This window comes from Verticiella sediminum (genome assembly GCF_007558815.1).
GTDB classification, from domain to species: Bacteria; Pseudomonadota; Gammaproteobacteria; order Burkholderiales; family Burkholderiaceae_B; genus Verticiella; species Verticiella sediminum.
Genome location: NZ_VLTJ01000004.1, coordinates 194,674 through 221,215 on the forward strand (window position 1 = coordinate 194,674; position 26,542 = coordinate 221,215).

Below are 26,542 nucleotides of genomic sequence, written 5' to 3' on the forward strand. Positions count from 1 at the left end.
TTCCTTATCTGCGCCGTCTTCGTAGACTTCATTCCATCCAAGGGAAGGTGCGCCGTGCAGTCGCGGCGCCCAAGAAGCGAGGTCACGTTTTGAACGGTCAATCCGCCATGGGCAGCGCGCTGCCGCTTTCGGGGTACACGGTACTGGACCTTTCCGTCGCCCGGGCCGGCCCGGTGGCGGTGCGGCTGCTGGCCGACTGGGGCGCCGAGGTGATCCGCGTCGAACCGCCTCCCCGGCAGGATCGCGGATCGGTCACGGGCAAGCGCCGTGGGCCCGACGAGCAGAACATGCACCGCAACAAGCGCAGCCTCTGCGTCGATCTGAAGACGCCCGAAGGGGCGGCCATCCTGCGTCGTCTCGTGGCCCGGTGCGATGTGGTGGTCGAGAACTTTCGCGCCGACGTCAAGCAGCGGCTGGGGCTGGAGTACGAACAACTGCGCGCGGCGAAGCCGGACATCATCCTGGCGAGCATCTCCGGCTTCGGACAGAGCGGGCCGTATGCGGACAGGCCCTGCGTGGACCAGGTCATGCAGGGTATGTGCGGGCTCATGTCGGTGACCGGGACGCCCGAGAGCGGCCCCACGCGCGTCGGGGTTGCCATTTCCGATACGACGGCGGGAATGTTCCTCGGCCAAGGCATCCTGCTCGCGCTGCTGCACCGCGAACGGACGGGACGCGGGCAGTGGGTGCATACCTCCTTGCTGGAGGCCATGCTCAACAAACTCGATTTCCAGGCCGCGCGCTACACCGTGGCCGGAGAAGTCGCAGCGCCGGAAGGCAATTTTCATCCGACGCTGGTGCCCATGGGGACCTACGAGGCCCGCGACGGCCTGGTGAACATCGCCGCGAGCACGGACCGCATGTGGCGTCATCTGTGCGAGGTCCTGGGCGCCGGCGACTTACTTGCCGCGCCCGAATATCGGGACCGTTCCGCTCGACTGGCCAACCGGACCCGGCTGAACGAAGCCTTGAATGAAGCCACGCGGCGCTTCGGCGTGCAGGAACTGGTGGAACGCCTGAACGGTGCGGGCGTGCCTTGCGGGCCGATCTACGACATCCGGGAAGCGTTCGAGAACCCGCAGACGCATCATCTGCGCATGACGCGTCCGGCGCAGCATGCGCAACTGGGTGAGCTGCCCCTGATACGTTCGGCCATCAATCTGTCGGATTGCCCATGTCCCGAGCACTTCGCGATGCCCGCACCCGATCCCGGCGAGCATAGCGAGGAATTACTGCGTTCTCTCGGCTATGAGGCGACGACGATCGCAGCGTTGCGCGCGAAGGAGGTCATCTCCTAGCGCTGGGGCGGGCATCACCGTCGCAGGTGCCGGGAACGCCGGCGCCTGCGGGACGTACCGCGGCATGCCGCGATAAATAAAAAGGAGACGAAACATGCATCGTAGAAACGTGGTTGCCGCGCTGCTGGCCCTGTCGGCCTTGGCCGCCGGCGGCATGCCGGGTGCGAGCCAGGCAGCGTCGTACCCGGAGCGCCCGATCCGGCTGTTCGTGGGCTTTCCCCCCGGCGGCGGGGCCGACGCCGTGGCTCGCATCGTGGCGAACCGCATGTCAGAGGCGCTGGGGCAGTCGATCGTGATCGAGAACCGGCCGGGCGCGGGCACCACGCTGGCCGCCACCGCCGTTGCCAAGGCCCCGGCCGACGGCTACACCTTGTATATGGGTACGCCCATGCTGTTCGGTGTCGACAAGGTGCTCTACAAATCGGTCACTTACAGCGCGGACGACTTCACGCCGATTACCCGCTGGACGACGGCGCCCTTGATCCTGGCCGCCAACAACGATCTGCCGGTGAAGTCGGTCACGGAACTGGTCGAGTACGCGAAGGCGAGCCCTGGCGAGCTGTTTTATGCATCGTCGGGCAATGGTGGGTCGCCGCACTTGGCCGGCCTGCTCTTTCAGCGCATGGCCGGGGTCCGCATGGAGCATGTGCCCTTCAACGGCGGGGCGCCGGCAGTGCAGGCGATCGTCGCCAACGATGTACAACTGACCTTCGGCACCCCGCCGTCCGTCATCCCGCTCATCGAAGCCGGGCGGCTGCGTGCCCTCGGCGTAACGTCCGAGGGGCGTTCCGCGCTGTTTCCAGAGCTGCCGACGGTGGCCGAGCAGGGTGTGCCGGACTACGAGCTGTCTTTCTGGTTCGGCCTTTTCGCGCCGGCCGGTGTGTCCAAGGACATCGTGGACAGGTTGTATGCCGCCAGCGTCGAAGCCTTGAGCGATCCCGAAATCAAGAAAAGCCTGGCCTTGTCGGGCAACGCCGTCGACTGGTCCGAATCGCCCGAGGCGTTTGGCCGTTGGGTGGTGGAACAGGGCCGATCGCATCGCCAGCTCGCCGAAGGCGCGGGCGTTGCGATCGACTGAGCGCAGGAAACCGACATCATGCCGCATTCACAAGACCCTACCCACATGACCGGCCCCATCGCCGCAGGAGACGAGACGGGCCCGCCCAGGCTCGAGCTGCGCGGGCGGACCGCAACGATCACCCTGCGCCGACCCGAGGTGGCCAATCGGCTCGGGCCCGAGGAGATCGCCGAGTTCATACGCCATATAAAGGCAGCCGACGCCGCGGGCGCGCTGGTGTTGATCATTGGCGGCACGGGCAAGTACTTCTGCAGCGGCTTCGACATCGGCAGGATGGAGAACCGGCGGGAGGGGGCCGGTTTCGAGGCGCTGGTCGACACGCTCGAGGATTGCCGCCCCGTCACGATCGCCGCCTTGAACGGCGGCGTCTACGGCGGGGCCACCGACCTGGCATTGGCGTGCGACTTCCGCCTGGGCACGACCAGCGTCGACATGTTCATGCCCGCAGCCCGCCTCGGCCTGCACTTCTACCGACGCGGGCTCGAACGCTACGTCAGCCGGCTCGGCCTGGACACCGCCAAGCGCCTGTTCCTGACCGCCGATCGCCTGGATGCTGACGAGCTGTTGCGCTGCGGATTCCTGACCTCGCTGGTGGCGCCGGAGCAGCTTGCCCAGGCCACCGACGCCCTGGCCCGCAAGTTGGCCGGCATGGCGCCCATCCCCTTGCTGGGCATGAAAAAGCACTTGAATCGCATCGCCCGCGGCGCGCTGGACCTCCAGGAACTCGACGGCGATATCCAACGTGCGCAGCGTTCCGATGATCTACGTGAAGGGCGCGCGGCCTGGCGGGAGAAGCGCCCGCCGGCATTTGCGGGCCGGTAGGTTTAAACGTGCGGCTTGATGTTGCAGTCATCACGGACGCTCCGCGACACGTAAGGGAGAGAAAGCGTGGTGCGCGTAGGCCCGCCCCCTCACCACGCCACGCAAATCTTCCCAAAGTGCTGCCCGCTTTCCTGATACCGGAAGGCGTCCGCCAGTTCGTCCAGGGCGAAGGTTCGGTCGATCACCGGCTTGGTCTGCATGGCGTCGATGGCGCGTACCAGGTCCTGCTGGTGGCGGCGGCTGCCGACGATCAAGCCCTGCAGCTTGACCTGCCGGGCCATCAGCACGGCGGTGGGCACGTCGCCGGCGGCGCCGGTGAGCACGCCGATGAGGGCGATATGCGCGCCGACGCGGCAGGCCTGGATCGATTGGCCGAGCGTGCGCGGGCCACCCACTTCGATCACGTGGTCAACCCCGCCGTCGGCCCACTTGCGGATGGCCTTGCCCCACTCGGGCGTGCTGCGGTAGTTGACGACGTGGTCGGCGCCCAGCGCCTTGGCGCGCTCGAGCTTCTCGTCGGACGAGGAGGTGACGACGACGGTGGCGCCCATGGCCTTGGCGTACTGCAGCGCGAAGATCGATACGCCGCCGGTGCCCAGGGCCAGCACCACGTCGCCCGCCTTGAGGTTGCCGTCCACCACCAGCGCCCGCCAGGCGGTCAGGCCGGCCGTGGTGAGGGTGGCCGCTTCGGCATGGGTGTAGCCCGAGGGCGCCTTGGTGAACCAGGTGGCGGGCGTGAGCACGCATTCGCGGGCATAGCCGTCGAGGCCGTCGCCGGGCACGCGCTTGAAGTCGCCGGCCGTGGGGCCGCCTTCCTGCCAGTCCGGAAAGAAGCACGACACCACGTGGTCGCCCGCCTGGAATTGCGTCACGCCTTCGCCCACCGCCTCGACGACGCCGCCCGCGTCCGCCATAGGCACGAGCTCGCCCGCGGCGCGTCCCGGCGTCTTGGCGACCAGGTAGTCGTGGAAGTTGAGCGAGGTGGCGTGTACGCGCACCCGGATCTCGCCCGGCCCCGGCTGGCCGGGGTCGGCCTGGTCCACGAGGTGCAGGTTGTCCAGCCCGCCAGGGGCGCGCAGCAGCATGGTCTTCATGGTGGTTCCTCCCGAGTGCGATGGGCCGAGTGTGCCATGAGATGCGCAAGGGCCGGAATGAATGGCGGCAGACGCTCGCGCGAGGCCGCGCTTGTCCTCATTGAATCCGTCCCGCGCCCTGCGTAACATCGTTGCCAGTGAGTCTCCTCGCCGGGAGGGTGGACATGACGCGGGCTATCGTGCTGATCGGTGTGAGCAAGGTCCGTGGGCACGGCTTTCCGCCGCTCAAGGGCGTCGGCGACGCGATCGCGCGCCTGCGGGACTGGGCGCACAGCCAGGGCATCCCGGACGTCATCGCGCTCACGGATGAGGGGACGCAGGAGGTCACGGCGGGCGGCATCAAGAAAGCCATCTTCGGGCTGCTCGACGATCGGGACGATCTGGAACAGTTGATCGTCTACTTTTCCGGACACGGCGTGGTGCGGGACTACCGCGAATTCTGGCTTCTGTCCCGCGCGCCCTACGATGTCGACGAAACGGTCAATCTCACCGGCAGCGTGGCGCTGGCCCGGGCCGGCCGCGTGCCGCACGTCGTGTTCATCTCCGACGCGTGCCGCACGCCCACCAACACACTGCAAACCAGCTTCTTCCTGAACGGCAGCCACATTTTTCCCAGCATCGGCAACCCGGACACGACCCAGGCCGCCGACGTGTTCTATGCGACACAACTGGGCGCACCCGCGCTGGAAGTGGCGGAAGACGGCGAAAACTACGTCGCGGTGTATAGCGAAGTGCTCGCGGAGGCGCTGAACGGTCGGCCGCCCACGCTGATCCAGAACGGCCTGCTCCGTCCACGGCCGCTGGGCGACTGGCTGATGAAGGCGGTACCGCGCAGCCTCGCCGACAAGAAGCTGCGCGTACCGCCGTCGCAGCGCCCTTACGCGGACATCGCCTCGGGCGACGAGGTCTGGCTGGCGCGCTTTCATTTTCCGCCGCAGGCTGCCGGGCAGGCGCCGCCGAACCCGGACGCGGGGCCAGACACGCCGGATACGGACGCTGACGGGCAGGCAACCGACGCGGATGCGCTTGCCCCCGATGAACTCCTGGTTGCCGAAGCGCGCTTCACCGAGATGCTGGGCCGGCCGTTCGAACTGCCGCGCGATCTGGCTGACTTGCTGCCGAAGTCGCGATGGCCCTTCGGCGTCTCGTCCGGGAGCTGGCGCCCTCTCGGCCGCGATGCCGGCCCGGCCGTCGTCCGCGATGGGCCATTCGAGCGCCACGTCGGTTTCCTGGTGTCCGGCCGCGAGGTGCGCGAGGCGAGCTGCCCGGGCGAGGCGCTGCGCGTGGAGCGCGGCTTGGCGGGCAGCGCCATCGTCATGGAGTCGCTGCAGCGCCCGGCCGAGGTGCTCATCGAATTCGACGATGGCAGCGGTGTGCTGTTGCCGGCCCTGCCGGGGCAACTGGCCGTCCTGCCGTTCGAGGATGGCCGCCCAGGCGACTTCCGCTATGAGCCCGTGGACACGGCGCCGGCCGACGCCAGCCGGTTCGCGCTGGACGGGCTGCGCACGGCCGCCTGCCGGGTGTCGGCATGGGGCGGACTCGCACTGGACCGGCAGGGCGCGACGCAGCTCATGGCGCGCCTGCTGGGGGCGCCGTCCATCGACCCCGTGCTGGCCATATACGCAGCCTGCGCGTTCGAGCGCATCGGCCGGCTGGACTGGATTCGCACCCTGCAGGACGAAGTCGCCGCGCGCTGGGGCCTGCGCCTCTTCGATCTCGCCCTGCTGTCGCGGGAATTCCTGCGCGACGCCCCGCCCGTCGAGCCGGTCCTGCCCAGCGTGCCCATGCTGGCGCAGAACTGGGTCTACCTGCAGGCGCTGCACCCTGGCTTCCCGCCGGAACTCGCCGCCAGCCTGCGCGGCGAAATCCACGGCCCGCTGTGGGCGCGGTACACGCCGCGCGGCGTGCACGCCCTGCAGACCTGGCTGGTGCCCGACGCGGATGCCGTTCAACTGCAGCCCACCCCGTGAGGCCCACCATGAAGCGACTCGTACTCATCCACGGCCGCGCCCAGCAGGACAAGGACCCTGGCGAACTCAAGCGCGTCTGGATCGAGGCCTGGCGGCGCGGGCTGCAGAAGACCGGCCTCGAGCTGCCCCTGCCCGAGTCTCGCATCCGCCTGGCCTACTACGGCGACACGCTGCGCGACATGTGCGATGGCATGAGCGAAGCGGACGCCGCAAAGATCGTCGTGCGTGGGGCGACGACCGCCGCCGGCGCCGACGGCATGCTGGACATGCTGGAGGAATACCGGCAGGCCCTGCAGATCGACGACGCGGCCGTCGAGCAGGAGCAACGCGCGCTGGAGCCAGGCCGCGTCATCGAGAAAGGCCCGCAGAACTGGGGCTGGGTGCAGGCCGTCATACGCCTGCTGGACCGCCGCACCACCGCAGGCGCCGGCGCGCTGCTCGCCCTGCTCGTCAACGACGTGCATCAGTACCTGAGCAACGACAGCATCCGCCTGCGCATCGAGGACGGTGTCGCCGACGCCTTCGATGCGCAGGACGACAACATCGTCGTATCGCATTCGCTGGGCAGCCTGGTCGCCTACCGGCTGATGCACGGCCTGGCCACTGAGCGCGGCTGGCGCGTGCCGTTGCTCGTGACCCTGGGCTCGCCGCTGGGCGTGCGCGCGCTGCGCAAGCGCCTGAACCCGATCCGGCGCCCGCCTGGCTTGAACGGGTGGTTCAACGCCCGGGACCCGCGCGACGTCGTGGCGCTGTATCCCCTGGACGCCACGCACTTTCCCGTGACGCCCGGGATCGTCAACAAGTCCGATGTCGACAACGCGACCGACAACCGGCACGGCATCACCGGCTATCTGGACGACCCCGCCGTCGCCCGCGTCCTCCACGACGCGGTGCAGGGCCGAAACCTCGGCGAGCCCGACGACACGCGCGTGCAGGGCTGACGCCGCCGGTGCACGCCGCCGATGCGGGCGCGGCTCAGTCGAACCAGGCGGCCAGCATCGCGGAAGCGGCGGGCCGGGAAGGGTTCGTTTCCATGTATTGCAGCAGCCACCGTTCGGCGCCCTCGATCACGTCGCGCACGAAGGGCCGGATCTCGATATGCAGCACACCATCGAACGCAATCCGGTGCATGGTCACGTCAGGGTGTCCGACCACGAAGCGCACGGGCAGGTATTCGTCGCTTCGGTGCCCATTGCGGCGCAGTGCGAGCCGGTAGGCATAACAGGTTTCGCCGTCCAGCACCGGCTGCAGATCGGGATGTTCGATGTAGGTCGGCGCTACCCAGGTATCGAACCACCGTTGGTAGTCGGCCGCGGTGCTGCATTCGGGATGCTCGATCTCGGCGCATTGCGCCGGGATGGCCAGCGCGCCGAGCAAGGCGGCCAGGGGGTAGGGCCCCGCAGCGGCGGCATCCAATTGTTTCCACAACGCGCGTAGCGTTTCCATGACCAGGGTTAGGCAGAGAACAGACTCAACAGACGCAGGTCGCGCGCGATAGACCAGTAGGACACCAGCAGCACCGCGCTGGCGCTCGCGATGGCCAGCACGTACAGCACGAAGAACAGTATGGATTTGTGCATAGCATTCCCCGAGGGTTACTGCAGTGCACAAATTACTATCAATCCTTACAACCAAGTGATATAAAAGGTTACAGTGTCGGCTTTATGCAGCGAAAAACAGGGAAATACGCGACTCATGTGTGACAAATCAATTCATTCCCTGATTTTGATGCTGTTTATGCTGCGATGCAGCAATTTTCAGACCAGCCGAAGCTCCTGCGGCGGCGCATCGCCAAACACCGTGCCCAAGCGCTTCGCATCCAACCCGTACATCCGCCCGAACAAGCCGCCCAGCACGCTGCGGTATTCGTTGAGCAGCGGATAGTCCCGGTCCTGGTGCAGGGTCTCGTGCGCCACGCGCACCTGTTCGCCTGCGATGCGCCCGCCATCGATGCCGCCGCCCAGCACCCAGTACACCGTGCCGTGGCCGTGGTCCGTGCCCTTGTTGCCGTTTTCGCAGAAGGTGCGGCCGAACTCGCTGATCACGACCACCACCGTGTCTTTCCAGCGCGGGCCCATGCCCTCGGCGAAGCCCGCAAGCGCACGGCCCAGGGTGCCCAGGCGGTTGGCGAGCACGCCCTGCGCATTGCCCTGGTTGACGTGGGTGTCCCAGCCGCCCACGTCGACGAAACCCAGATGGAAGCGATCGCGCATCAGGGTGGCGATGCGCCGCGTCTCGCCTTCCAGCCCCGCTGCGGAGATGGCGCCGGCATCGGCCTCCTGCATTTCCTTTTCCAGCGCGGCCCGGGCATCGGCGCGCAGCAGGTAGCTTTCGCCCACCGCACCGGCCAGCGGAGTGCCGGCGTACATGCCCTCGATAAGCGAGCGCTGGCGCTCGTCGGCGGCCGCCTGGCGCGGCGAGGTGAGCGCGATGTTCGGCACTTCCAGCTTGCCGCGCAGGACCAGCGGCAACTGGCGGGTGAACGCGCCGGCCTGGGCGCGTTCGCCACCCAACACTGTCGCGAGCCGGTTTAGAAAGCCCGAGCGATAGTCGCGCGAGCCCTCCAGCGACTGGCCCAGCTCGATGCTGTTCTGCGTCTCGAAATGGCTGCGCGAGAGATCCTCGGTGCCGGCAAAGGGAATGAAGGCGATCTGCTTGCGCTCATAGAGCGGCAGCAGCGAATCGGCCAGCGCCGGGTGCAGGCCCCAGTCGGCGTCCAGGGGCCGGGCGGCGCCCTCGCCGCTGCCCGGCGAACCGATGCCGATGTTCGGCCGGGACTCCGCATAGAAGGCGTTGTTCGTGGGCACGAGCAGGCTGGCGGCGTCGTAGCCGCCGCGCATGAAGACCAGCAGCAGGCGGCTGCCGGCTTCGGGCGCGGCGTACAGGCGGGTGCCGTGCAGCAGGGGCAGGGCGGCCAGGGCCTTGAGGGTGTCGCGGCGGTTCATGGCAGTCTCTGGTCCATCACGAAGGCCTCGCGCCCGGCGCTGGCGCAGAGCGTAGCCGTGGCCGCGTGACGTAAAGCGGGCTTACGCCAGTCTACGCACCGTCCAGTCGCTCGGCCGTCAGTTTGGTAACGATGACCGTCGCGCCGCCGCGCGCCTCCTGCGGCGGCGGCTGCACATGGTCACAAGTCGAGGTGGCCGTCAGTCACCCGCGCCCACCCCCGGCAGCGGCATGAACACCAGCGAGCCATCGGCCATGATGTTGAAGCTCACACCCACCAAGCGGCATTCGCGGATGCCGAAGGTGGTGGTTTCGTACACGCAGATCGAGCGATCGTCGGGCAAGCCGTTCATCACCACCAGGTCGGGCTTGGACAGGTCCAGGCCGACCGTGTCGTAGTCGACGTCCGCGGTCGTGCCGTCGAAGCCGTTCGGGTTGCTGTCGTCCCGCAGGGTATTGAGATACCACACCGCGCCGTCGGCCATCATCGTATAGACGACACGCGCGGCCACGGCACGCGTCAGGCCGGCACGTACGTATACGTTGGTGCCGCTCTGCAGTGTGCGCATGCCGCCCACCAGAGCATAGTTGAACATCGCCTTGCGCAGGTTGTACTCCAGACCGTACTTGGCGAGTTCGGCGGCGGCCTCGCGGATCATCACCCGCGCGGCCAGCAGCTCGGCCGTGGCCGTGCCCAGCGACACCACGGTCAGGCCCACGCTCACCACGTCGAAAGCCGTGAGGGCGATGTCCAGCGGATGCGCGGTGCCGCCCGAGCCCATCACCACGGTCTGGTCGGGTGTGCGTACGTCAGCGCCCAGGCGCATCACGCGCCACTGGCTGCCCGGCGGATCCTGGATCACGTAGTGCTGGCGGCTCAGTTCGCTGCCGGCGCCATCGAGCAGCGTGACCCGGAACCCGCGCGACGAGGTGGCATCCTTGCAGCCGCCGAAGAGTTCAGCCGAGGTCTCGCCACGGAACACCGCCATCGCGGCCGGCTTGCCGTTGGCGCTGGGGGCGAGCGCCGCGCTGGTGCCCGCCATCGTGTTGCCGGGCAGGGCGGCAAAGTCCTTCACGCCCACGTGCTGCTGGAACTGCGCGAGGAAGTCGCGATAGCCGTCGGCCGACACCGCGGCGCGGCGAAAATAGTCGTAGTACTCGGCCACCCGCGAATCTTCCTCGGCGCCGGTATCGTGCCAGCAATCCTGCATCGCGGTGGGGAACTCCACCTTGGCGGTGTAGGGCGAGAGATTGGCGAAGTGGATGATCGTGTCCGTGCCCGCGTGCGCCGCGCCGGCCCCGAAACCTGTCGTCAACGCCGCTGCCAGCAGCGTGGCCTGGATCTGTCGGAACATGGTCGTACCTCGTGCGGGAGCGTCAGGAAGCGGAGGGCGAGAAAGCCACACCGCTCGGATACATGAACAGCGTGCCGGCCTCGCCCGCCTCGCAGCCCGCGATGCCGCCGTCGCCGTCGAGCCGGCAGGTGGCCAGCGTGTTGTCGCCGAGGTTGGTCACGTAGGCCCGGTCGCCGTTGAGGGCAATGTCCGTGGGGTTGCTGAGCTGCCCTTCGAAGGTGAACCTGCGGCAGTCGGACACGTGGCCGATGGCCGAGGCCTGGCAGACCGTGATGGAGTCGTCGCCCACGTTGGTCACGTAGAGCCGGCCCGCCTCGTAGGCCAGGCCCGTGGGCCCGTCGAACACCCCGTCGCCCGCCTGGCGCGTGCAGCTCGTGGGCGCGAAGTCGCCATCCAGGCGGCAGCTCACGATGGATTGGTCGTGCTGGTTGGCCACGTAGAGCGTGCGCTCGTGCACCGCCACCGAGGTCGGGCCGCGCAGCAGCCCGCCGGCGGAAGACGTCACGCAATCCGACGGCGCCGCGCCCGACGTGGCGCACACCGCCACCGCATCGTCGCTGCGCGCCACGAACAGGCGCCCCTCGGCGATGTGCATGCCCAGCGGCGCCACGAAGCTGTCGTCCGGTGTGCTGGCGCAGGCGGAGAGCTGGCCGCCGGCGCCGAGCTGGCACACCGCGATCGCATGATCCGACAAATCGCTGACGAAGGCGCGGCTACCGCTTACCTCGATGCTGCCCGGACCGTCCAGTCCGTCGACGAACCCGCCCTCGCAGGTCGTGATGTCGCCGTCGCGGCCCACCGTGCAGTTCACGACGGAGTTGTCGCCGTTGACGAGGAGCAGATGCCCGGCGCGTGCGGCGGATGGCGCCGGACCGTCGTCGCTCCCGTCGCCGCCACAGGCGGCCAGGGCTGACAACAGCGTTAGCGCTGCGCCAGCGCGCAGCCATCGTCTTGCCGCACGATGCGGCGGGAAGTGTTGAGCAGCCACGGAAAGCCCCTGCGAACGCCTGGATACAGGCAACGCTGCAGAGTGTATCGGCATAGAAACGATTGATACAAGATATGTCTCAATCATCTCAATTCAAACGCCGTTTTGTCTCAAAAATCTCAGAAGACCTCGACGCGTAATCCAAGGCTCGTACGATCTTGAGAAGCGCTGAACTGGGGATGTCGTCCGCCGACAATGCGTGCTAGAAGCCTTCCTGTGACAGTTGGTTTCCCCTTGCCAGTCTGCTCATATGCAGAGCTTGAGTGGCCCTACAAAAAAAGGTGAGTCACTACCGGGAACTCTTCATCAGTGGGCGGCTGTTGAGACCCACCGCGTGCCTCTCACACACTCAGCAGGCGAACAATTCGCCGGTCAATAAGTCTCGCGCGTAGGAACGCCAGAGCGTGTTGCACGCGAAGGCTGCAGGTAGGGGGCTAAGCCGCGTGTTGCCACGTGCCCGTGGCCTGGGCAGACTGCGCCGGAAGCCCCGTCGACAGCGCGCTTAGTCTCTCTTCGCGGCCGTCCGGGTGCACGAGCACCAGTTCGCCTTCCCGTTGTACCGAAGGTGCAACAGCCAGGGCTTGCGCCCGGCCGTCAAACCAGCCGACATGTTCCACAAATTCACCTGCACGATGGATTTCGAGAATGAACATGCGTCACTCCTGATGATTCGCCCGGATGTGTACCCAGGCCTATAACCGATCCGATTTCATCCAGGCGAGGGCCCGATACTGAAAGCACCCGCAGGGGTACTGAGAACGCCAACTCCGCCTTATATGATTCCCATTCGTTTCGCAGGGATCGTACCTGGTAACACGCGCCAACGGTATTGTGCAGTGCGGAAAAATTGCTACTGAGGGTGACGGCAGACGGAGCGCCAAGCAGGATAACTCTCCCCGCGTTCCAACGCAGAGCTTGCCATTTTTGTTACATTTGGCGTTGCACAGCATCAGACACTTTGAGCGGGCCGGCGCACCAAACAGGCAGGGGGGCGCCTCTCCGAAGATCGCATGCTACATCGGCAGTATGGCACCGGCAGCAGCGTGGCCAGAATCAGCGCGGTAAGCTCCATCATCAAGCCGACAGTGGACTTGTGCACGGCAATGTCCGGACGGCGGCGATCATGAAACAAATGCCATTTACATTGGCCAGGAAAGCGTACGGCTTGTTATGACACGTTGGTAATTCTGAGTCGATTCTCCGTTAAGCCCCGCCCAAACCGAGCTCGGGATGAGCCGACGGTGTTTACGTAACGCTGCAGATGAGTTCGGCGAAATCCCTGCATCCACATTTAGCGTTCTAATAGGGGCAGCTCGACAACGACTCGTCGCTGTGGCATGTACGAAGGTGAGTAGCTTGGAGTCGTACAAAGAAAACGAGCAAATTCTTCAAGCAATGAAGCCCAATACCCATTCAGCAATGGGCCAAATTTCGACCATTCCAGCCAGACGAGGCGATGGGGACGTTGGGTGCGGGAAGGATAAGGCCGAATTTACGCATGCATGAAATCTGGCGAAGCAAGCCACAGCACATTCCACTCGTGAAGAGTGCGCGCCTGCGCTAGCACTTGACGAGTAGCCGGGCGTACGTTATTAGCCAGCCATTTGTCATAGAGGAGGTGGCCGGCGTCTGGCACAAGTGGCTTAGTATCGTTAGGCGGCGAGTCGATAAAAAAAAGCTGGGTCGGCCCAGCAGCCATGCGCTGGGCTACATCGAAGCGTGCAGCCATCTGCCCGGAACTCTGCCAGTCCGTGCGGCGGATCGGGTAGCCGTCCGGCGTATCCCGCATAAAAGGTGCTTGGCCAAGAGCGCTCAACCACTGGATCAGTGGTTGAGCATTTACGACGAGAGTCTCCGGGCTGTCATACAACATGCGCATCCCCCCGAGCACATAGCGCATCGGGTCTTTGAAATCGTTATCGTCCAGCGAGGCCTCGAAACCCTGATGTCCGAGCATCGTGCGCAGTACCGCTGACAGGTCGCCCCCGGTGCGACTGTACGTCGCCGTCATCGCCTTTACCAGCTCTTCGGGCGGCTCATCGGCCACTAACCATGTGGCAAGCTTGCGCGAAATATGCCGAGCTGTGGAAGGGTGTCGCGCCAGACGGCGAACGACCGTTTGTACTTCATCCATGCCTCCGCCCTTCACTGGTTTACCCAGCAATACCTTGTCGCTTGCGTCGTGTCGCTCCGGACGAAACTCGAACAGCCCATCGTGCTCGTAACCCGCGCGGTACTGCTCCGCTAGCCCAGTCTCGTCCTTTTCGTAGTTCACGGCGAGGCCCGTGAGCGAACGTGAGAGAGCTGTCACGTCCGCCTGCGTGTAGCCGCCATCCACGCCTAAGGTGTGAAGCTCCATCAACTCGCGGCCGTAGTTCTCATTGATCTTGCCAGCGCGATTTTGAAAATTGTCCAGGTAAATCAGCATCGCTGGATGGCGGAGTGTGGCCATAAGTAGATCTTCAAAGCGGCCGAAGACGTGAGGACGTATGGCGTGTTCTTCAAAGTTGGGAGCAAGGACACGCGACACGGCGGCTTTTCGGATCGACACATTAAAGTGATTTGTCCAGAACCAAGTAAGCCGTTCTTGAAACTGGTGAGGCGAATGCAGATGGCGCAGCAAAGAATACTCCAGGGCTTCGCTTTGCAATCGCTGCATACGTCTGCCTAGTTCGTCCCGCAGCGCCTGACGCGCCTCGTTCTCTGGCGCCGCCTGAATTCTTTTTTCATCCGCGCGGATGCTTCTTGCCACGTTATCGGCTGGCGTCTGCCCTAGTTCCATTGCGTTAAGGCGTTCCTGCACCGAAACAGGTAATGCTGCCGGGCCAGGCCGTAGCTGTTGAATCGCAAATCCATTACGCCCTTCCTGCGCATAGGTTGTGGCCACGAGGGAGTTGAGCCCCCAGGTTATTCGGTTTACGAACGCTCGATCAGCGGCAGACGTGCGACCATTCATCTGAGCGAGCGAGATCGGGGGCGACAGCGACAAAGCGAAATGGCACAGCGGATACGCAAGCACTTTGCGGCGAGAAATCAAGCGTGACTCATTACGGTGGGTAGGATGGTCCATGGCTTGTCCAGTCAACGCTTCTGTTCGGGTCTTCCTGAGGCCTCGTTGGTAACGAGAAAACATGTACATTACGGCCCTGAACAGATGCAAAGGAGAAAGACAGCAGATATGCGATGTATTGAGATTAGACGCGGCGCGGCAGGGCGCAAGTTCGCGTCATCCTGCCAGTCACAGCCGCCAAGATATACGGGGTGTGGCCGCCCGCTTAGCAGCAGCTATCCAGACGATATGGTCTGGCTAACCAACCTGCTTGCAGGACACGCGTACCATGCGGTCCAGCATCCGTGGTGCTCGCATCGGATCTGGCGTTGTAGTGGTCGTGGCGAGGCAACCATCCATGTTGCACATGCCTGTTGAGATCTCCGTCGGCCGCTCTACGATACCGCGATGCTACCCACGGGAAGCGCAAGCCCCTGGATCCGCCGGCCAAACAGCCCGTTCGTTCGGGGCCAGCTAGCGCCAAGCGTACGCACCACGATACCATTGTAGCCATAGCCAGCTTGGCTGCCTATGAAGTCAATGCCGGTTGGCCTTCTTCGGTCGGATGACCTTTCCGTTTCATGCCAATAGTCATTAGCCCCGCCGGCTCACACGCCCACGGCTCCGCGGTCCGAAAGCGCGTCAATATCAGTTCCCTACCGCATTCACTCGCCTAAACACGAGAGAATGACTCAGTCAAAAAAGGAAAGGCTGAGAAATCGATGGGCGCATTCTTCGCTCTGACAGTTTCGGAGAACTAGGCACCTGTTGGATGCCGTCATAGCATTGATTGTTGGTTCTGCACAGCACGAGAGGCGCATAGGAGAGATGATCAGTTCAGTGCAGAGGTGTTCGCTTACACCGACGGGTTCGTGGTCTGACCGGCAGAGTCGATATTGAGCTCAGTTCAAAATCGAAAATGAGAATCCAGTGTACTGCGGACTGGCGAAGCAAACACGAACTCCTGTGCGCAGCGTAGAGGTGGCTCGTCATAGGCGATCTACGCCGACATATTGGAGATCGCGGAGGTGGCCCGGCGGCGGGAGAGAGGGCGAGGGTAAGCCTTGGATCCCGCCGGGATAGGTCGGTAGAATTACAGGACAGACCGCAGGTCTTGCAGTGCGCCAGCATCCGCTCGAATGCTTCCAGAGCATTCTTCGACAGGAGCTACGCAAGTTTGACAAGCATTCTGAGAACCGCACGGACCCATCACTTCCTAGCTTCTGACCTAGTATCGTCACGGGAGTGCCTTAATTTTTCGTATAACAGGGGTAAGCCCTAAAGAAGCACCCGGACGTATACAGCGACGCCCTGAGCACATTACCGCCCTATACCGAAAAGTTAATCAACGCTTGCCAACGCTCAGAAGCAGAAGAAGGTCGCGCATATCGCTACTGTACTGAAGTTGCTGACCATTGCCGACACCATCTAAAAAAAGCGCCGGAGACTATATTCCCGTTTGATTCCGAAGATAGGGATTTAATCGGTCCCAAAAAGGTCTCGCGTGTAGACCTTCGTTATAACGTCTTCAATCTCCAGGGTGAGTCGATTGGCCACGATCACGTCCGATACAGCTTTGAACTCGCTTAAGTCGCGCATTACGGGTGAGTTAAAGAAGTGCTCGTCGTCCAGCGAGGGCTCATACACAACTACGCCTACCCCTTTGGCCTTGATGCGCTTCATTACACCCTGCACTGACGAGGTCCGAAAATTGTCCGAGCCGAATTTCATGATGAGTCGGTAGATACCGACGGTACGCGGCTGGCGGCAGAGGATCGACTCGGCGATAAAATCCTTTCGTGTAGTGTTTGCGTCCACAATGGCACGTATTAAATTGTTCGGTACATCGCCATAGTTAGCGAGGAGCTGCCTGGTGTCTTTAGGCAAGCAATAACCTCCGTAACCGAAGGAAGGGTTGCGGTAATGCGTTCCGATGCGGGAGTCTAGGCCGACTCCGTCGATGATCTGACGTGAGTTGAGCCCGCGCATCTCAGCATACGTGTCTAACTCGTTGAAGAACGCTACTCGCATTGCCAGATAGGTGTTGGCGAATAGCTTTATGGCTTCCGCTTCAGATGAGTCCGTGAGTAGTACTGGCATGTTCCGGCTGATCGCTCCTTCTTGCATTAGGGCAGCAAACACTCTGCCGCGCTCAGTACGATCTCCCACAATGATACGTGTCGGGTACAGATTGTCGTACAGCGCACGTCCCTCACGCAGGAACTCCGGCGAGAAGATGATGCGGTCTGTACCGTGTTCTTCACACATGCGTCGAGTGAACCCCACCGGTACCGTAGACTTTATTACGATGCTTGCTCTGTCATTGACGGCCAGTACCGCTTGAATCACTGTCTCTACCGTGCTGGTGTCGAAGGCGTTACTGCGGTGGTCATAATCCGTTGGCGTAGCTACCACAACGAAGTCGGCTTCGCTATACGCAACGTAGGTGTCGACTGTCGCTGTGAGTGAGAGCGGCCGTTCAGCCAGGAACGCTTCCATCTCCATGTCTGCGAACGGACATTTACGTGCGTTGACGAGCTTCACTCGCTCTGCGCAGATGTCCACGGCGGTGACGTCATGACTCTGGGCCAGCAGCACGGCATTCGAGAGGCCGACATAGCCCACACCGGCCGTTGCGATTTTCATGGCATTCTCCACAGCGCGCTAGATGGGCTAGACAATCGGTATTAGACTACGGCATGCTGCAGGTGCACAATGCAACATGCAGCCTATCGCGCATACACTTGAGGCACTTCTATTTGTAATTATCGTAACTTGTACCTAGTTGTAATTTAAGGCGTTTTTTACAAAATAGCCGTTATATGTAACGTTACGCATATTTGCGTGCGGCCTCATAGTGCATTTTTGAGAGAGGGGCCGGCGCGAGTACGCATGAGCCTTGTTGAGCATGGTTAATCATGCCGTATATTTCGGCGTACCCTTATCAAGATGTCTTGAAACGTAACTCTCCGTGCCCGATCATGACAATTCTGATTACAGGCGGTTCCGGTTTCATCGGCTCCAATTATATTCTCCACACGTTGGCTACAAGCGACGAACCAATCGTCAACGTCGATCTCCTGACTTATGCCGGCAACATAGAGAACTTGGCGTCCGTCCAAGACGATCCACGATACACCTTTGTTCGGTGTGATATCAGTGATGCTGCCAAAATGGGCCAGATTCTGGACGAGTTCCGTCCACGTGCCGTGTTGAATTTCGCAGCAGAGTCACATGTCGATCGGTCAATCCTGGGGCCGGAGGCATTCGTCCATACCAACGTCGTGGGCACCTTTAGGTTGCTTCAGTCTACTCTGAGTTACTGGCGCGGGCTTCTTGCCGAAGACCAAACAGGTTTTCGCTTTTTGCACATTTCAACGGACGAGGTATATGGGACGCTGGAGCACAACGATCCCGCCTTCTCCGAGCAGACACCCTATGCTCCCAACAGCCCCTATTCGGCTTCGAAGGCTAGTTCGGATCATCTAGTGCGTGCTTATCACCACACGTATGGCCTGCCCACATTGACGACGAACTGCTCCAACAATTACGGCCCGAGACAATTCCCTGAGAAACTGATCCCCTTGGTGCTGCACCGGGCACTGTGCGGCGAGCCACTGCCGGTCTATGGCGACGGCCAGCAGATTCGCGATTGGCTCTACGTGGAGGACCATTGCCGGGCCATCAACGTGGTGCTCGCTAAGGGCATCGTTGGGCAAGTCTACAATGTCGGTGGTCTTAACGAGCAAACTAATCTTTCTGTGGTGAAGCTGCTGTGCTGCCTGCTGGATGAGGCTAGGCTGCGTGCTGACGGTAAGTCTTACGCAGAGCAGATTACGTTTGTTGGCGACAGACCCGGTCATGACCGTCGGTATGCCATCGACGCGAGAAAGATCGAACGAGAGCTCGGCTGGCGTCCCCAGGAAACCTTCGAGACAGGATTGGCCAAGACAGTACGCTGGTATCTTGAGAACCCGAAATGGGTGGAACGAGTAACTAGCGGGGCCTACCGTGAGTGGACTGATCGGCAATACGGCGAACAGCCAACGGGGGCGATATGAACGTCCGCATTCTGCTGCTGGGAAGTGAAGGCCAAGTTGGCTGGGAAGCACAGCGGGCCTTAGGGGTGTTAGGCGACATCGTGCCAATCACTCGTCAGCAATGCGATTTGTCTGATCTTTATCAAGTGCGTGTTCTCGTTAACAAAGTGGCGCCAGACGTGATCGTTAACGCCGCTGCATATACCGCCGTAGATCGCGCGGAGGCAGACGAGGCGGCCGCCACCGTACTCAATGCCGATTTGCCGCGTGTGCTGGCTGAGGAATCCGAGCGCGGCGGTAGGTGGCTTATACATTATTCAACCGACTATGTATTCGACGGCGCGTCGGTGGGCGCGTACGACGAAAGTGCATTGACGAACCCACAGAGCGTGTACGGTAGGACCAAGCTCGCAGGTGAGCGTAGCGCTCGTGACACGGCTAAGCATTTGGTGTTCCGTACTAGTTGGGTATTCGGCAGCCATGGCAGTAATTTCTTGAAGACCATGTTGCGATTGGGACGGACTCGGAAGAGCGTCAGGGTTGTGGCCGACCAAGTCGGTGCCCCTACGAGTGCAGCTTTGATCGCCGATGTTACGGCACATGCACTAAAACAGGCCCTGAGGAACTCAAACGCCAGCGGCTTGTATCATTTAACGTCCACCGGCGAAACGTCGTGGCATGGATATGCTCAATTCATCATGGCAGAAGCCGGTCGGCTGGGCGCCAAGATCTTATGCAGTCCCAGTAACGTAGAACCTATCGCTGCCGCGAATTATCCTGCGGCCGCTACGCGTCCGGCCAATTCGAAGCTCAGAACTTCGCAGCTACAGGACACATTCTCGCTCGCACTTCCCGGTTGGGAGCAACAGGTCACTAGAACGTTGAAAATACTCTTGAAGGACTGATCATGCGCAAGGGCATCATTTTGGCTGGCGGCAGCGGCACACGCTTATATCCAGCTACTCTGTGCGTCAGCAAGCAATTGCTGCCAGTGTACGACAAGCCAATGATCTACTATCCGCTATCAACTCTGATGCTGGCGGGCATTCGCGAGATACTGATTATTTCCACCCCGCAAGACACCCCACGTTTCCAGCAGATGCTGGGTAGCGGCGAACAATGGGGAATCAAGCTGAACTACGCGATTCAACCGTCGCCTGACGGGCTGGCCCAAGCCTTCTTGATCGGCGAGGAGTTTCTGGCCGGCTCCTCTTGCGCACTGATTTTAGGTGACAACATTTTTCATGGCCATGACTTTGCCGCACTGCTGAAAAGCGCCGCCACCCGTGAGAAAGGGGCCACCGTTTTTGCGTATGCGGTGACGGATCCGGAACGTTACGGTGTTGCAGAGTTCAGTCGTGATGGCAGGGTGATCAGCATCGAAGAGAAGCCCGAAGATCCTAAGTCGCGATATGCAGTCACGGGGCTGTATTTCTACGACGGTCAGGTCGTTGAAATGGCCAAGCGAGTAAAGCCTTCGGCACGAGGCGAGCTTGAGATTACTGATCTGAATCGTCTATACCTCGAAAAGGAAGCTTTACACGTGGAATTAATGGGGCGCGGATATGCCTGGCTGGACACTGGCACACACGACAGCTTGCTTGAAGCCGCACAATTTATCCAGACAATTGAGCGCCGCCAAGGACTTAAGGTAGCATCCCCCGAAGAAATTGCATGGCGGTTAGGCTATATCAGCGATGAGGACCTACGCGTGCTTGCCAAACCACTGCAGAAAAATGGCTACGGACAATATTTACGTGGGCTGCTGAGTGACCGAGTACAGATCTGATACTGCTCCTAATCGGGCTATTGAAAGTGATTTGTACCGAATCTCAATATTGCGATCCACGAAGCCCCGTTATTCGAGGCAAGCAAGGCCTTACGAAAGCCCTGCCACTAGAGACTTCAGAGGCTCACAGAGCCAGTGAAAAATGCATAAGTAAGCCGGCGTACGACCATTAGCCTCAATTAACGTCCGTGAAGCTCCGATAGGCCTCTATACCAAAGGTATCAGCTACCTAGGCTGTATTAGACTGCTTTCATACTTTTTACGTAGATTATGACTACTCTCGTCACCGGCGGCGCCGGATACATCGGAACCCATTCGCTAGTTGAACTGCACGAACGAGGTATGCCGTTCGTGGTGATAGACAACTATTCCAATAGCGGCGCCGGCTCTATAGCGGCAGTGGAGAAAATAATTGGAACGCCAGTAAGGATATTGTTTGGCGATATAAGAGAAAAATCGTTTCTTCAGGGCGTGTTTGACAGATTGAGAGAGGAAGGCAGGCCGATAACGAGTGTACTGCATCTGGCAGCGTTAAAGGCAGTAGGGGAGTCGGTGAGGGAGCCGTTGCAATACTACGAAAACAACGTTTACGGCACATTAAATTTGTTAGACGTAATGAGAAAAAATGATGCCGATCATTTTGTCTTCAGCTCTTCAGCAACCGTCTACGGTAATCCGCAATATTTGCCCTACGATGAGAATCATCCGATAGCGCCCACCAATCCATACGGCAATACGAAAGCGATGGTCGAGAAGGTCTTAACCGACGTCGCTTTAGCAAATCCGAAATTTCGTGTCGTTATATTGAGATACTTCAACCCGATAGGTGCTCACGCTAGTGGTCTCATAGGCGAAGATCCGGTGGGCGAACCAAATAATTTGTTTCCTTATATCACCAGAGTGGCCGTTAGAAAACTACCGGAACTTCAGGTGTTTGGAAACGATTATGCCACCACCGATGGTACTGGCGTGCGCGATTATCTTCACGTCATGGACCTCGCCGCTGCACACGCTCTTGCGCTTGAACTTTGCGCCTCCGAGAATATTGGCGTTAGCGTTTTTAATCTGGGAACCGGAGTCGGCACTAGTGTTTTGGAGTTGGTGAAAGCTTTTGAGAACGTAAGTGCGCAGACAGTTCCGTTGCGGATCGGGCCACGTCGCCCCGGAGACGTGGCCTCTATGTGGGCAGACGCCGCGCTGGCTAGAGCGAGGCTAGGCTGGAGCGCAAAGTTCGGTATTGAGGAAATGTGTCGAGATGGGTGGCGCTGGCAGTGCACGCATCCGGAAGGATTCGGCCAACGTTGAAGCGATGCTGTGCAAGGCAGAAAGCAACAATTGAAGATGAGGGCTTTTTTGGATATGGCTGGACATACGATCGCCGACCTCGCTTGTCGGGATGTTTGGGGTACCGGAAGGTCTCTCTCGCTTTCTTAATTTCCGAGACAGCGCTGTTGCGCCCGCACTCATTGGGAAAAGGATGAAAATGAGTATGTCAACACCACCTAAACTGTCTGAGATACGGCAATTGCGCGCGCAAGGAAAGTACACGGAGGCTCTTCTTGCTATCGCCCTGCATGGAAGCAATGGGCAGCCTGAGATGGAATTTGAGCACGTAGAAATAGCCATCGCAACGGGCGACACTGGTTCAGCCGAGAGGGCTTTAGAGCGTGGCTTGAGGCGCTTGCTTAGCTCTCCTATAGGCCTGTGTGTTCGTCTGGCTCACGCAAAGCGCATGAACGGCCACGCGAATGAAGCAGAAAAGTTGTTGCTAAAGGCGGGGGCAATGGCTGATCTTGTTGGTGCACAGCTTCCGGATTGGTACGACACTGAGCTTGCATCGGTATATGTAGCGAAGGCAGATTGGTTGAACGCTATTAGAGTGGCGATGCGCGGAAGCGCGAGCAAGCCGGCTCTTGGTCTGGTTGCCGCGCGAGCGAGCGCTAAATTGGGGCAGATAGCGGAGGCGCGCCAATTCTACGTTCATGCGCTACGACAACTGAGGTCAGATCACACTAGAGCAGAGGCCTTTCGCGCAGCTGCAGTAGATATGTTAAACGCAGATGCTTCAGAAGAAACATGGAAATGTGTGAACGAAGCGGCTGGCTCCTTTCCAAATCATCTCCCGTTTCTCACCTTGGCGGCTGAGCGTGCGGCATCCCAGGGCAATTGGGAGGTAGCTACAGCTCTTCTGCGAAAAGCGGGTGGCAGCAGCCCGCTTCCAGGTATGCTGGGAGCATATCGCCGTGTAATCGAAGCGCTGCGATCGGTTAACGCGCCCTTCGAGGCGGTAGATGATATATATCGCTACGTAATCCTTCAGAACAGCGATGACCGCTCTATCTGCAACGAATGGATTAGCTATATCGGTGCAACTGGGCGCAAAGGTGATGTGGTTACCTTGCTCTCCGAATTACAGGTCAACGCGAAGTCAATTATTCCGAGTGTCATATTATGCTTGACCGACCCTTGCTCGGAAGCAGAAATAAAAGAGCGGTTTGCTAAGCAGATTGACATATTTACTGAAGGCGACGTCTTAAAACAATATACGTCAGCAATAGCAAACATCGCAACGTTTACCTTCCTCTCAAAGACGAATCTGGTCGCCAGTGTCCCGCACAATACTGCGCATATGGTAGTAAGATTTAACCGGGGAGGGATGCGGTCTATAAAAATTATGCGACCGAATCGAGACGATGAGGAGTATCTCTCGTCTTTAGGCATCCAATGGCAAGTTCTGCAAGGCTTCTTTTCCGATTTCTTGCAGCTAGCGTCCAGCCGAGAGCTAGAACTGGATCAGGCCATTTACAGCTCGACCGTGGCTAAAGAGCATATTCATTTACTAGAGAGATACACAGCATATCAGGATAGAATAGTCTCCAGCGGAGTATTTGAATTACCAGATCCTTGGTCCGGTCGTTCCACGAAGGCCTTTGACAGCGTGGTTATCCATGATAGGCAAGTATTCTCGTTTCGCGGGAAGAGCCTTTTTATTTTTATGTCTGGGGGGGCCGGCGGGAAGGCGCTTTGCATATATATTCCCACGCATAACTTGGTTTTGGACTTAGAGGCGCGTCTTCCTAGGCATATAGGGCCGGCCTATATCTCGAATGTAATGGCTGTCTACTATAAGAGAGCCGAGAAAGCATACAGTCGATATCTCGAGGCAAGTGCTGGTGCGGAGGATGCCGGGCCCCGCAAGGTCGTCTTATTTCATGGAAAGATAGAGAACTTCGCCCATCACTTGTTCAATTTCTACCCCGGCTTTGAAAGAATAAACAAAGCAGACCTCGCTGAAAACGTTTCGAGGATAGTCTATTCCGGAACGTTATATTTCGGAGACCCAAGGCTCGTCTTCAGATGTTTTTACGGTAAGCCATTAGAAAAAGTGGAAAATAAGGTTGTAATTGATCCATGCCCTTTTTCTATGAAAGAGATGCTGGTGCAGCCGGGGGGGTATTTTATGAGTAGATACATGCTAAACAGGGTGGCGCAGCTTGCTGGCGAGATAGAAATTCCTGCGGGTAAACCGTTAGTGTGGATCGGTGTCCGTATAGGCGACAAAAGCTGGATCGGACAGCAGGAGGGGATAATTAGAATAATAGCCAGGGTTGTCGACACGCATCCCGGTGCTAGGTTTCTGATAGATGCTTTTTCACTACCCAGTGGAATCCATCAGGTGCCGCCGGCATGGGCTGCTGCCTATCAGAAATTAGACATGATGGTAAATAGCATAATATCGCAGAGCGAGCACTCGGACGCTATAACCTCCCTAGTCGGCCGAAGTCTTTCGGAGACGGTCGCATACGCTCGACATATAGACGCCTATGTATCACCACTAGGAACTACCCAGCATAAGGTCGGCTGGTTCACAGAGGCTCCCGGTATTGTCTATACCTCGCCGGGCTTCGTTGCCGGGCCGGTAGAAAAGCGGGTGGGTGCTTGGGAGGCTGAAGGAAGTCAAGTGCCTCTCTATATCGTGGGGGACGTTGTCGATGAGGGCGAACGCCGGAATTTTTCCGATATGCGTCTGCATCTTCAGAATGTGCAATTAGACCCTGAGATAATCGCGGACGAATTGCTCAAGCTGCTGCTAGAACGCGGTATTTCAGCCAACCCGCGGACGTATCGTAGGGATACATAGGGGCAGTTGGCCGAAAGTCTACAATTAGGTTTTATAGGATCGAAAGTTTCTAAGGAGAGCGGCAAATACTTCCTTTTTTTTGATGCGAAGGTTTATCGATTTGATAGTTCGGTTTTATTATATGAGGAAACCATGGCAATTCGTCCTAACAAAACTAACGTTTCAATTTCTAATCAACAATTGGCGCTGGAGCTCGTTAAGGCCGCGCTTGCTGGAGGTGCAATAAAGGGCTCCACCGTGGAGAAGGAGGATATCCAAGATATCGACTCCGTTAATATGCTAGTGTTACATCGAGCACGCCTAGATGCCGCTTATATCGTGCGCCTGTATTCGGGTCTCGTTAATCGGCTCGAGCAAGAGCAAGCCGCCATCAGGTGAATTAGTGACCAACTCAGCCGCAGAGCTGGCTGTTGAATGATCTCGGGCCACGCGCTCGGCCTGTTGCGAGGTCAGGGCTTCGGACTGTTGCACGTGCGTAAGTTGTGTATTGACCGAGTCGAACCTGCTCAGGTTAAGCTCCTAATGCAAATGTTTCAGCCGGGGCCGTCATACCCAGTGCCGGATGCGGGTGCCGATCGCGGTAAAGGCGTATCCAGTCATCGATCAATCGGTCGGTATGTATTGACCCAGCGGAACCTGCTCAGGCTAAGCGGCTAATGTAAATGCCTCGGCCGGTGTCTTCATTCCCAGCGCCTGGTGTGGGCGCCGGTCGTTGTAAAAGCGTATCCAGTCACCGATCACGCGGCTGGCATGCTGGATCGTCTCGAAGCGATGCCGATGCACGCATTGCTCCTTCAGTGTCCGGATGAGGCGCTCGACCATACCGTTCTGCTGTAGGCAGTGCGGCGTGATGAACTCCTGGTGCAGACCGTAGCCGCGCACCAGCGCGGTGTCGCTGCGTGAGGTAAAGACCAAGCCATTGTCCGAGCGCAGTAGGAGTGGTGTTGGCACACGGCCAGCGTCCCGAAGCGAGCGATCAAGGCATGCTCAAGGGCTCTGGCGGCCGTGCAGGCCTTGCCGCTGCGCGACAGGTGCCAGCCCAGCAGTTCGCGCGTGTGGCAGTCGATCACCAGCTCCAGCGTTGCCCAGCCGTCCCGACCTGCCCAGACACGGCACCGATCCGTGGACCAGCGCTCGTTGGGCATCGTCGCCACCGATGGTAGCGCCTGAATACGAAGTCTGACGTCAATTGGGCGTTTGCGAATCTGCCAGCCCATCAACTGGAACACGCGCTGCACGGTGTTCTTGTTGAATCCCAGCAGGTGCGCAACCGTCCGGCAGCCGAACGAAGGCAATTCCTCGATCATTGCCTTGATCGATGCGGCGAACCGCGGATCGATCTTCGGCGCCGACTTCACTGGTTTGCAATATACCGTGCGGCGCGGCACCCCGAACCAGCGGCACAGCTTGGCGATCGAGACGGTGATGCCGTCAGCTTGCAGTCCCTGGCGGATTGTCTCGATCACTTCTCGTCCTCGCCCAGCAGGGACTGCAACTTTTTTCTCGCACGCAGCTCCAGCATCGCCTCGCCGTACGCTTCCTGAAGGTCCTTGAGCTGGCGTTCGCGCTGTTCCCGTACGTCCTGCGGGTTCGCCCGCAAAGCATTCTCCATGCCACGCTTGCCATCATCGACCCACTGCTCGATCTCCGAGGGGGATAGGTCGTACTGGCGGCTCGCCTCGGCCACCGTCGTCTTGCCTTGAATGATGTCCAGCACCAAGGCGCTCTTGCGCCAGGCCGTCCACCGTTTGATCTCGTCTTCCATCTTCAGGCTCATCGTCGTTTTCTCGATTATGACCTGAGCAGGTTTTCACTGGGTCAATACAAGTCATCGAAACGATCCGCCAGGGACTGCAAGCCGGTGGTATCGCCGTCTCGATCGCCAAGTTTGTGTCGCTGGCTCGGCGTGCCACGCCGCACGGTATATTGCAAACCAGTGAAGTCGGCGCCGAAGATCGATCCGCGGTTCGCCGCA

At 60.2% G+C, this 26,542-nt stretch carries 23 protein-coding genes; 11 read left to right on the forward strand and 12 right to left on the reverse strand.

Going from position 1 to position 26,542, the window contains the following annotated elements; translation table 11 throughout:
* Positions 1-107 precede the first annotated feature (107 nt).
* From FOZ76_RS02670 to FOZ76_RS02680, 3 genes are all read left to right on the forward strand, one after another.
* Positions 108-1,298, forward strand: a complete 1,191-nt coding sequence (locus FOZ76_RS02670) for a CaiB/BaiF CoA transferase family protein (protein WP_143946608.1) — start codon at positions 108-110, stop codon at positions 1,296-1,298.
* A gap of 94 nt (positions 1,299-1,392) precedes the next feature.
* Positions 1,393-2,376 (forward strand): Bug family tripartite tricarboxylate transporter substrate binding protein, encoded by a 984-nt coding sequence (locus FOZ76_RS02675; RefSeq protein ID WP_143946576.1) that lies wholly within the window; start codon positions 1,393-1,395, stop codon positions 2,374-2,376.
* A gap of 45 nt (positions 2,377-2,421) precedes the next feature.
* Entirely contained in the window at positions 2,422-3,198 is a 777-nt protein-coding gene (locus FOZ76_RS02680) for an enoyl-CoA hydratase/isomerase family protein (protein WP_143946609.1), read from the forward strand.
* Positions 3,199-3,287: 89 nt separating this feature from the next.
* Here the strand turns inward: FOZ76_RS02680 and FOZ76_RS02685 are convergent, their stop codons facing one another.
* Positions 3,288-4,292 carry a zinc-dependent alcohol dehydrogenase family protein gene (locus FOZ76_RS02685; protein WP_143946577.1) on the reverse strand — a complete coding sequence of 335 codons (1,005 nt, stop codon included), beginning with the start codon at positions 4,290-4,292 and terminating at the stop codon, positions 3,288-3,290.
* Between the two features lie 164 nt (positions 4,293-4,456).
* Between FOZ76_RS02685 and FOZ76_RS02690 the strand changes: the two genes are divergently transcribed.
* Together FOZ76_RS02690 and FOZ76_RS02695 are read left to right on the forward strand one after the other, a co-directional pair.
* Positions 4,457-6,262 (forward strand): caspase family protein, encoded by a 1,806-nt coding sequence (locus FOZ76_RS02690; protein ID WP_143946578.1) that lies wholly within the window; start codon positions 4,457-4,459, stop codon positions 6,260-6,262.
* Positions 6,263-6,270: 8 nt separating this feature from the next.
* A complete protein-coding gene (locus FOZ76_RS02695) occupies positions 6,271-7,203 on the forward strand; it encodes an alpha/beta hydrolase family protein (RefSeq protein ID WP_143946579.1) in 933 nt (310 codons plus the stop codon).
* A 34-nt stretch (positions 7,204-7,237) separates the two neighbouring features.
* On the opposite strand, the gene FOZ76_RS02700 is transcribed toward FOZ76_RS02695, so the two are convergent.
* From FOZ76_RS02700 to FOZ76_RS02730, 8 genes are all read right to left on the reverse strand, one after another.
* Positions 7,238-7,678 carry a hypothetical protein gene (locus tag FOZ76_RS02700; RefSeq protein ID WP_143946580.1) on the reverse strand — a complete coding sequence of 147 codons (441 nt, stop codon included), beginning with the start codon at positions 7,676-7,678 and terminating at the stop codon, positions 7,238-7,240.
* Between the two features lie 38 nt (positions 7,679-7,716).
* Positions 7,717-7,842, reverse strand: coding sequence for a hypothetical protein (locus tag FOZ76_RS28115; protein WP_281282922.1), 126 nt, complete (start codon positions 7,840-7,842; stop codon positions 7,717-7,719).
* A 177-nt stretch (positions 7,843-8,019) separates the two neighbouring features.
* Positions 8,020-9,207, reverse strand: coding sequence for a DUF1501 domain-containing protein (locus FOZ76_RS02705; protein ID WP_143946581.1), 1,188 nt, complete (start codon positions 9,205-9,207; stop codon positions 8,020-8,022).
* A 198-nt stretch (positions 9,208-9,405) separates the two neighbouring features.
* Positions 9,406-10,560 carry a hypothetical protein gene (locus FOZ76_RS02710; RefSeq protein ID WP_143946582.1) on the reverse strand — a complete coding sequence of 385 codons (1,155 nt, stop codon included), beginning with the start codon at positions 10,558-10,560 and terminating at the stop codon, positions 9,406-9,408.
* 22 nt (positions 10,561-10,582) lie between these two features.
* On the reverse strand, positions 10,583-11,476 hold the full coding sequence (locus tag FOZ76_RS02715) for an NHL repeat-containing protein (RefSeq protein ID WP_143946583.1): 894 nt from the start codon (positions 11,474-11,476) through the stop codon (positions 10,583-10,585).
* Positions 11,477-11,982: 506 nt separating this feature from the next.
* Positions 11,983-12,201 carry a hypothetical protein gene (locus FOZ76_RS02720; protein WP_143946584.1) on the reverse strand — a complete coding sequence of 73 codons (219 nt, stop codon included), beginning with the start codon at positions 12,199-12,201 and terminating at the stop codon, positions 11,983-11,985.
* 839 nt (positions 12,202-13,040) lie between these two features.
* Entirely contained in the window at positions 13,041-14,618 is a 1,578-nt protein-coding gene (locus FOZ76_RS02725; protein ID WP_170235266.1) for a DUF1800 domain-containing protein, read from the reverse strand.
* A gap of 1,458 nt (positions 14,619-16,076) precedes the next feature.
* Positions 16,077-17,243 (reverse strand): nucleotide sugar dehydrogenase, encoded by a 1,167-nt coding sequence (locus FOZ76_RS02730; RefSeq protein ID WP_143946586.1) that lies wholly within the window; start codon positions 17,241-17,243, stop codon positions 16,077-16,079.
* 335 nt (positions 17,244-17,578) lie between these two features.
* Between FOZ76_RS02730 and rfbB the strand changes: the two genes are divergently transcribed.
* The 6 genes from rfbB (at position 17,579) to FOZ76_RS02760 (ending at position 24,945) form a co-directional block, all read left to right on the forward strand.
* Positions 17,579-18,658 carry a dTDP-glucose 4,6-dehydratase gene (gene rfbB / locus FOZ76_RS02735; RefSeq protein WP_143946587.1) on the forward strand — a complete coding sequence of 360 codons (1,080 nt, stop codon included), beginning with the start codon at positions 17,579-17,581 and terminating at the stop codon, positions 18,656-18,658.
* Positions 18,655-19,542, forward strand: a complete 888-nt coding sequence (rfbD, locus tag FOZ76_RS02740; protein WP_143946588.1) for a dTDP-4-dehydrorhamnose reductase — start codon at positions 18,655-18,657, stop codon at positions 19,540-19,542. Before rfbB ends, rfbD begins: the two co-directional genes overlap by 4 nt.
* Before the next feature lie 2 nt (positions 19,543-19,544).
* Positions 19,545-20,426, forward strand: coding sequence for a glucose-1-phosphate thymidylyltransferase RfbA (rfbA, locus tag FOZ76_RS02745; RefSeq protein ID WP_211365963.1), 882 nt, complete (start codon positions 19,545-19,547; stop codon positions 20,424-20,426).
* A gap of 270 nt (positions 20,427-20,696) precedes the next feature.
* Positions 20,697-21,731, forward strand: coding sequence for a UDP-glucose 4-epimerase GalE (galE, locus tag FOZ76_RS02750; RefSeq protein ID WP_143946590.1), 1,035 nt, complete (start codon positions 20,697-20,699; stop codon positions 21,729-21,731).
* 427 nt (positions 21,732-22,158) lie between these two features.
* Positions 22,159-24,567: a tetratricopeptide repeat protein gene (locus tag FOZ76_RS02755; RefSeq protein ID WP_143946591.1), complete on the forward strand. Its 2,409-nt coding sequence runs from the start codon at positions 22,159-22,161 to the stop codon at positions 24,565-24,567.
* Between the two features lie 6 nt (positions 24,568-24,573).
* Positions 24,574-24,945: a hypothetical protein gene (locus FOZ76_RS02760; protein ID WP_143946592.1), complete on the forward strand. Its 372-nt coding sequence runs from the start codon at positions 24,574-24,576 to the stop codon at positions 24,943-24,945.
* 267 nt (positions 24,946-25,212) lie between these two features.
* On the opposite strand, the gene FOZ76_RS27810 is transcribed toward FOZ76_RS02760, so the two are convergent.
* Genes FOZ76_RS27810 through FOZ76_RS02770 form a run of 3 tightly spaced genes read right to left on the reverse strand, consistent with a single transcriptional unit; the run spans position 25,213 to position 26,344 of the window.
* Positions 25,213-25,389 (reverse strand): integrase core domain-containing protein, encoded by a 177-nt coding sequence (locus tag FOZ76_RS27810; protein ID WP_246129258.1) that lies wholly within the window; start codon positions 25,387-25,389, stop codon positions 25,213-25,215.
* Positions 25,362-26,033, reverse strand: coding sequence for a DDE-type integrase/transposase/recombinase (locus FOZ76_RS02765; protein WP_246129259.1), 672 nt, complete (start codon positions 26,031-26,033; stop codon positions 25,362-25,364). The genes FOZ76_RS27810 and FOZ76_RS02765 overlap by 28 nt, the downstream gene beginning before the upstream one ends.
* Entirely contained in the window at positions 26,030-26,344 is a 315-nt protein-coding gene (locus tag FOZ76_RS02770; protein WP_143946593.1) for a DUF1153 domain-containing protein, read from the reverse strand. The genes FOZ76_RS02765 and FOZ76_RS02770 overlap by 4 nt, the downstream gene beginning before the upstream one ends.
* Between the last annotated feature and the right edge of the window lie 198 nt (positions 26,345-26,542).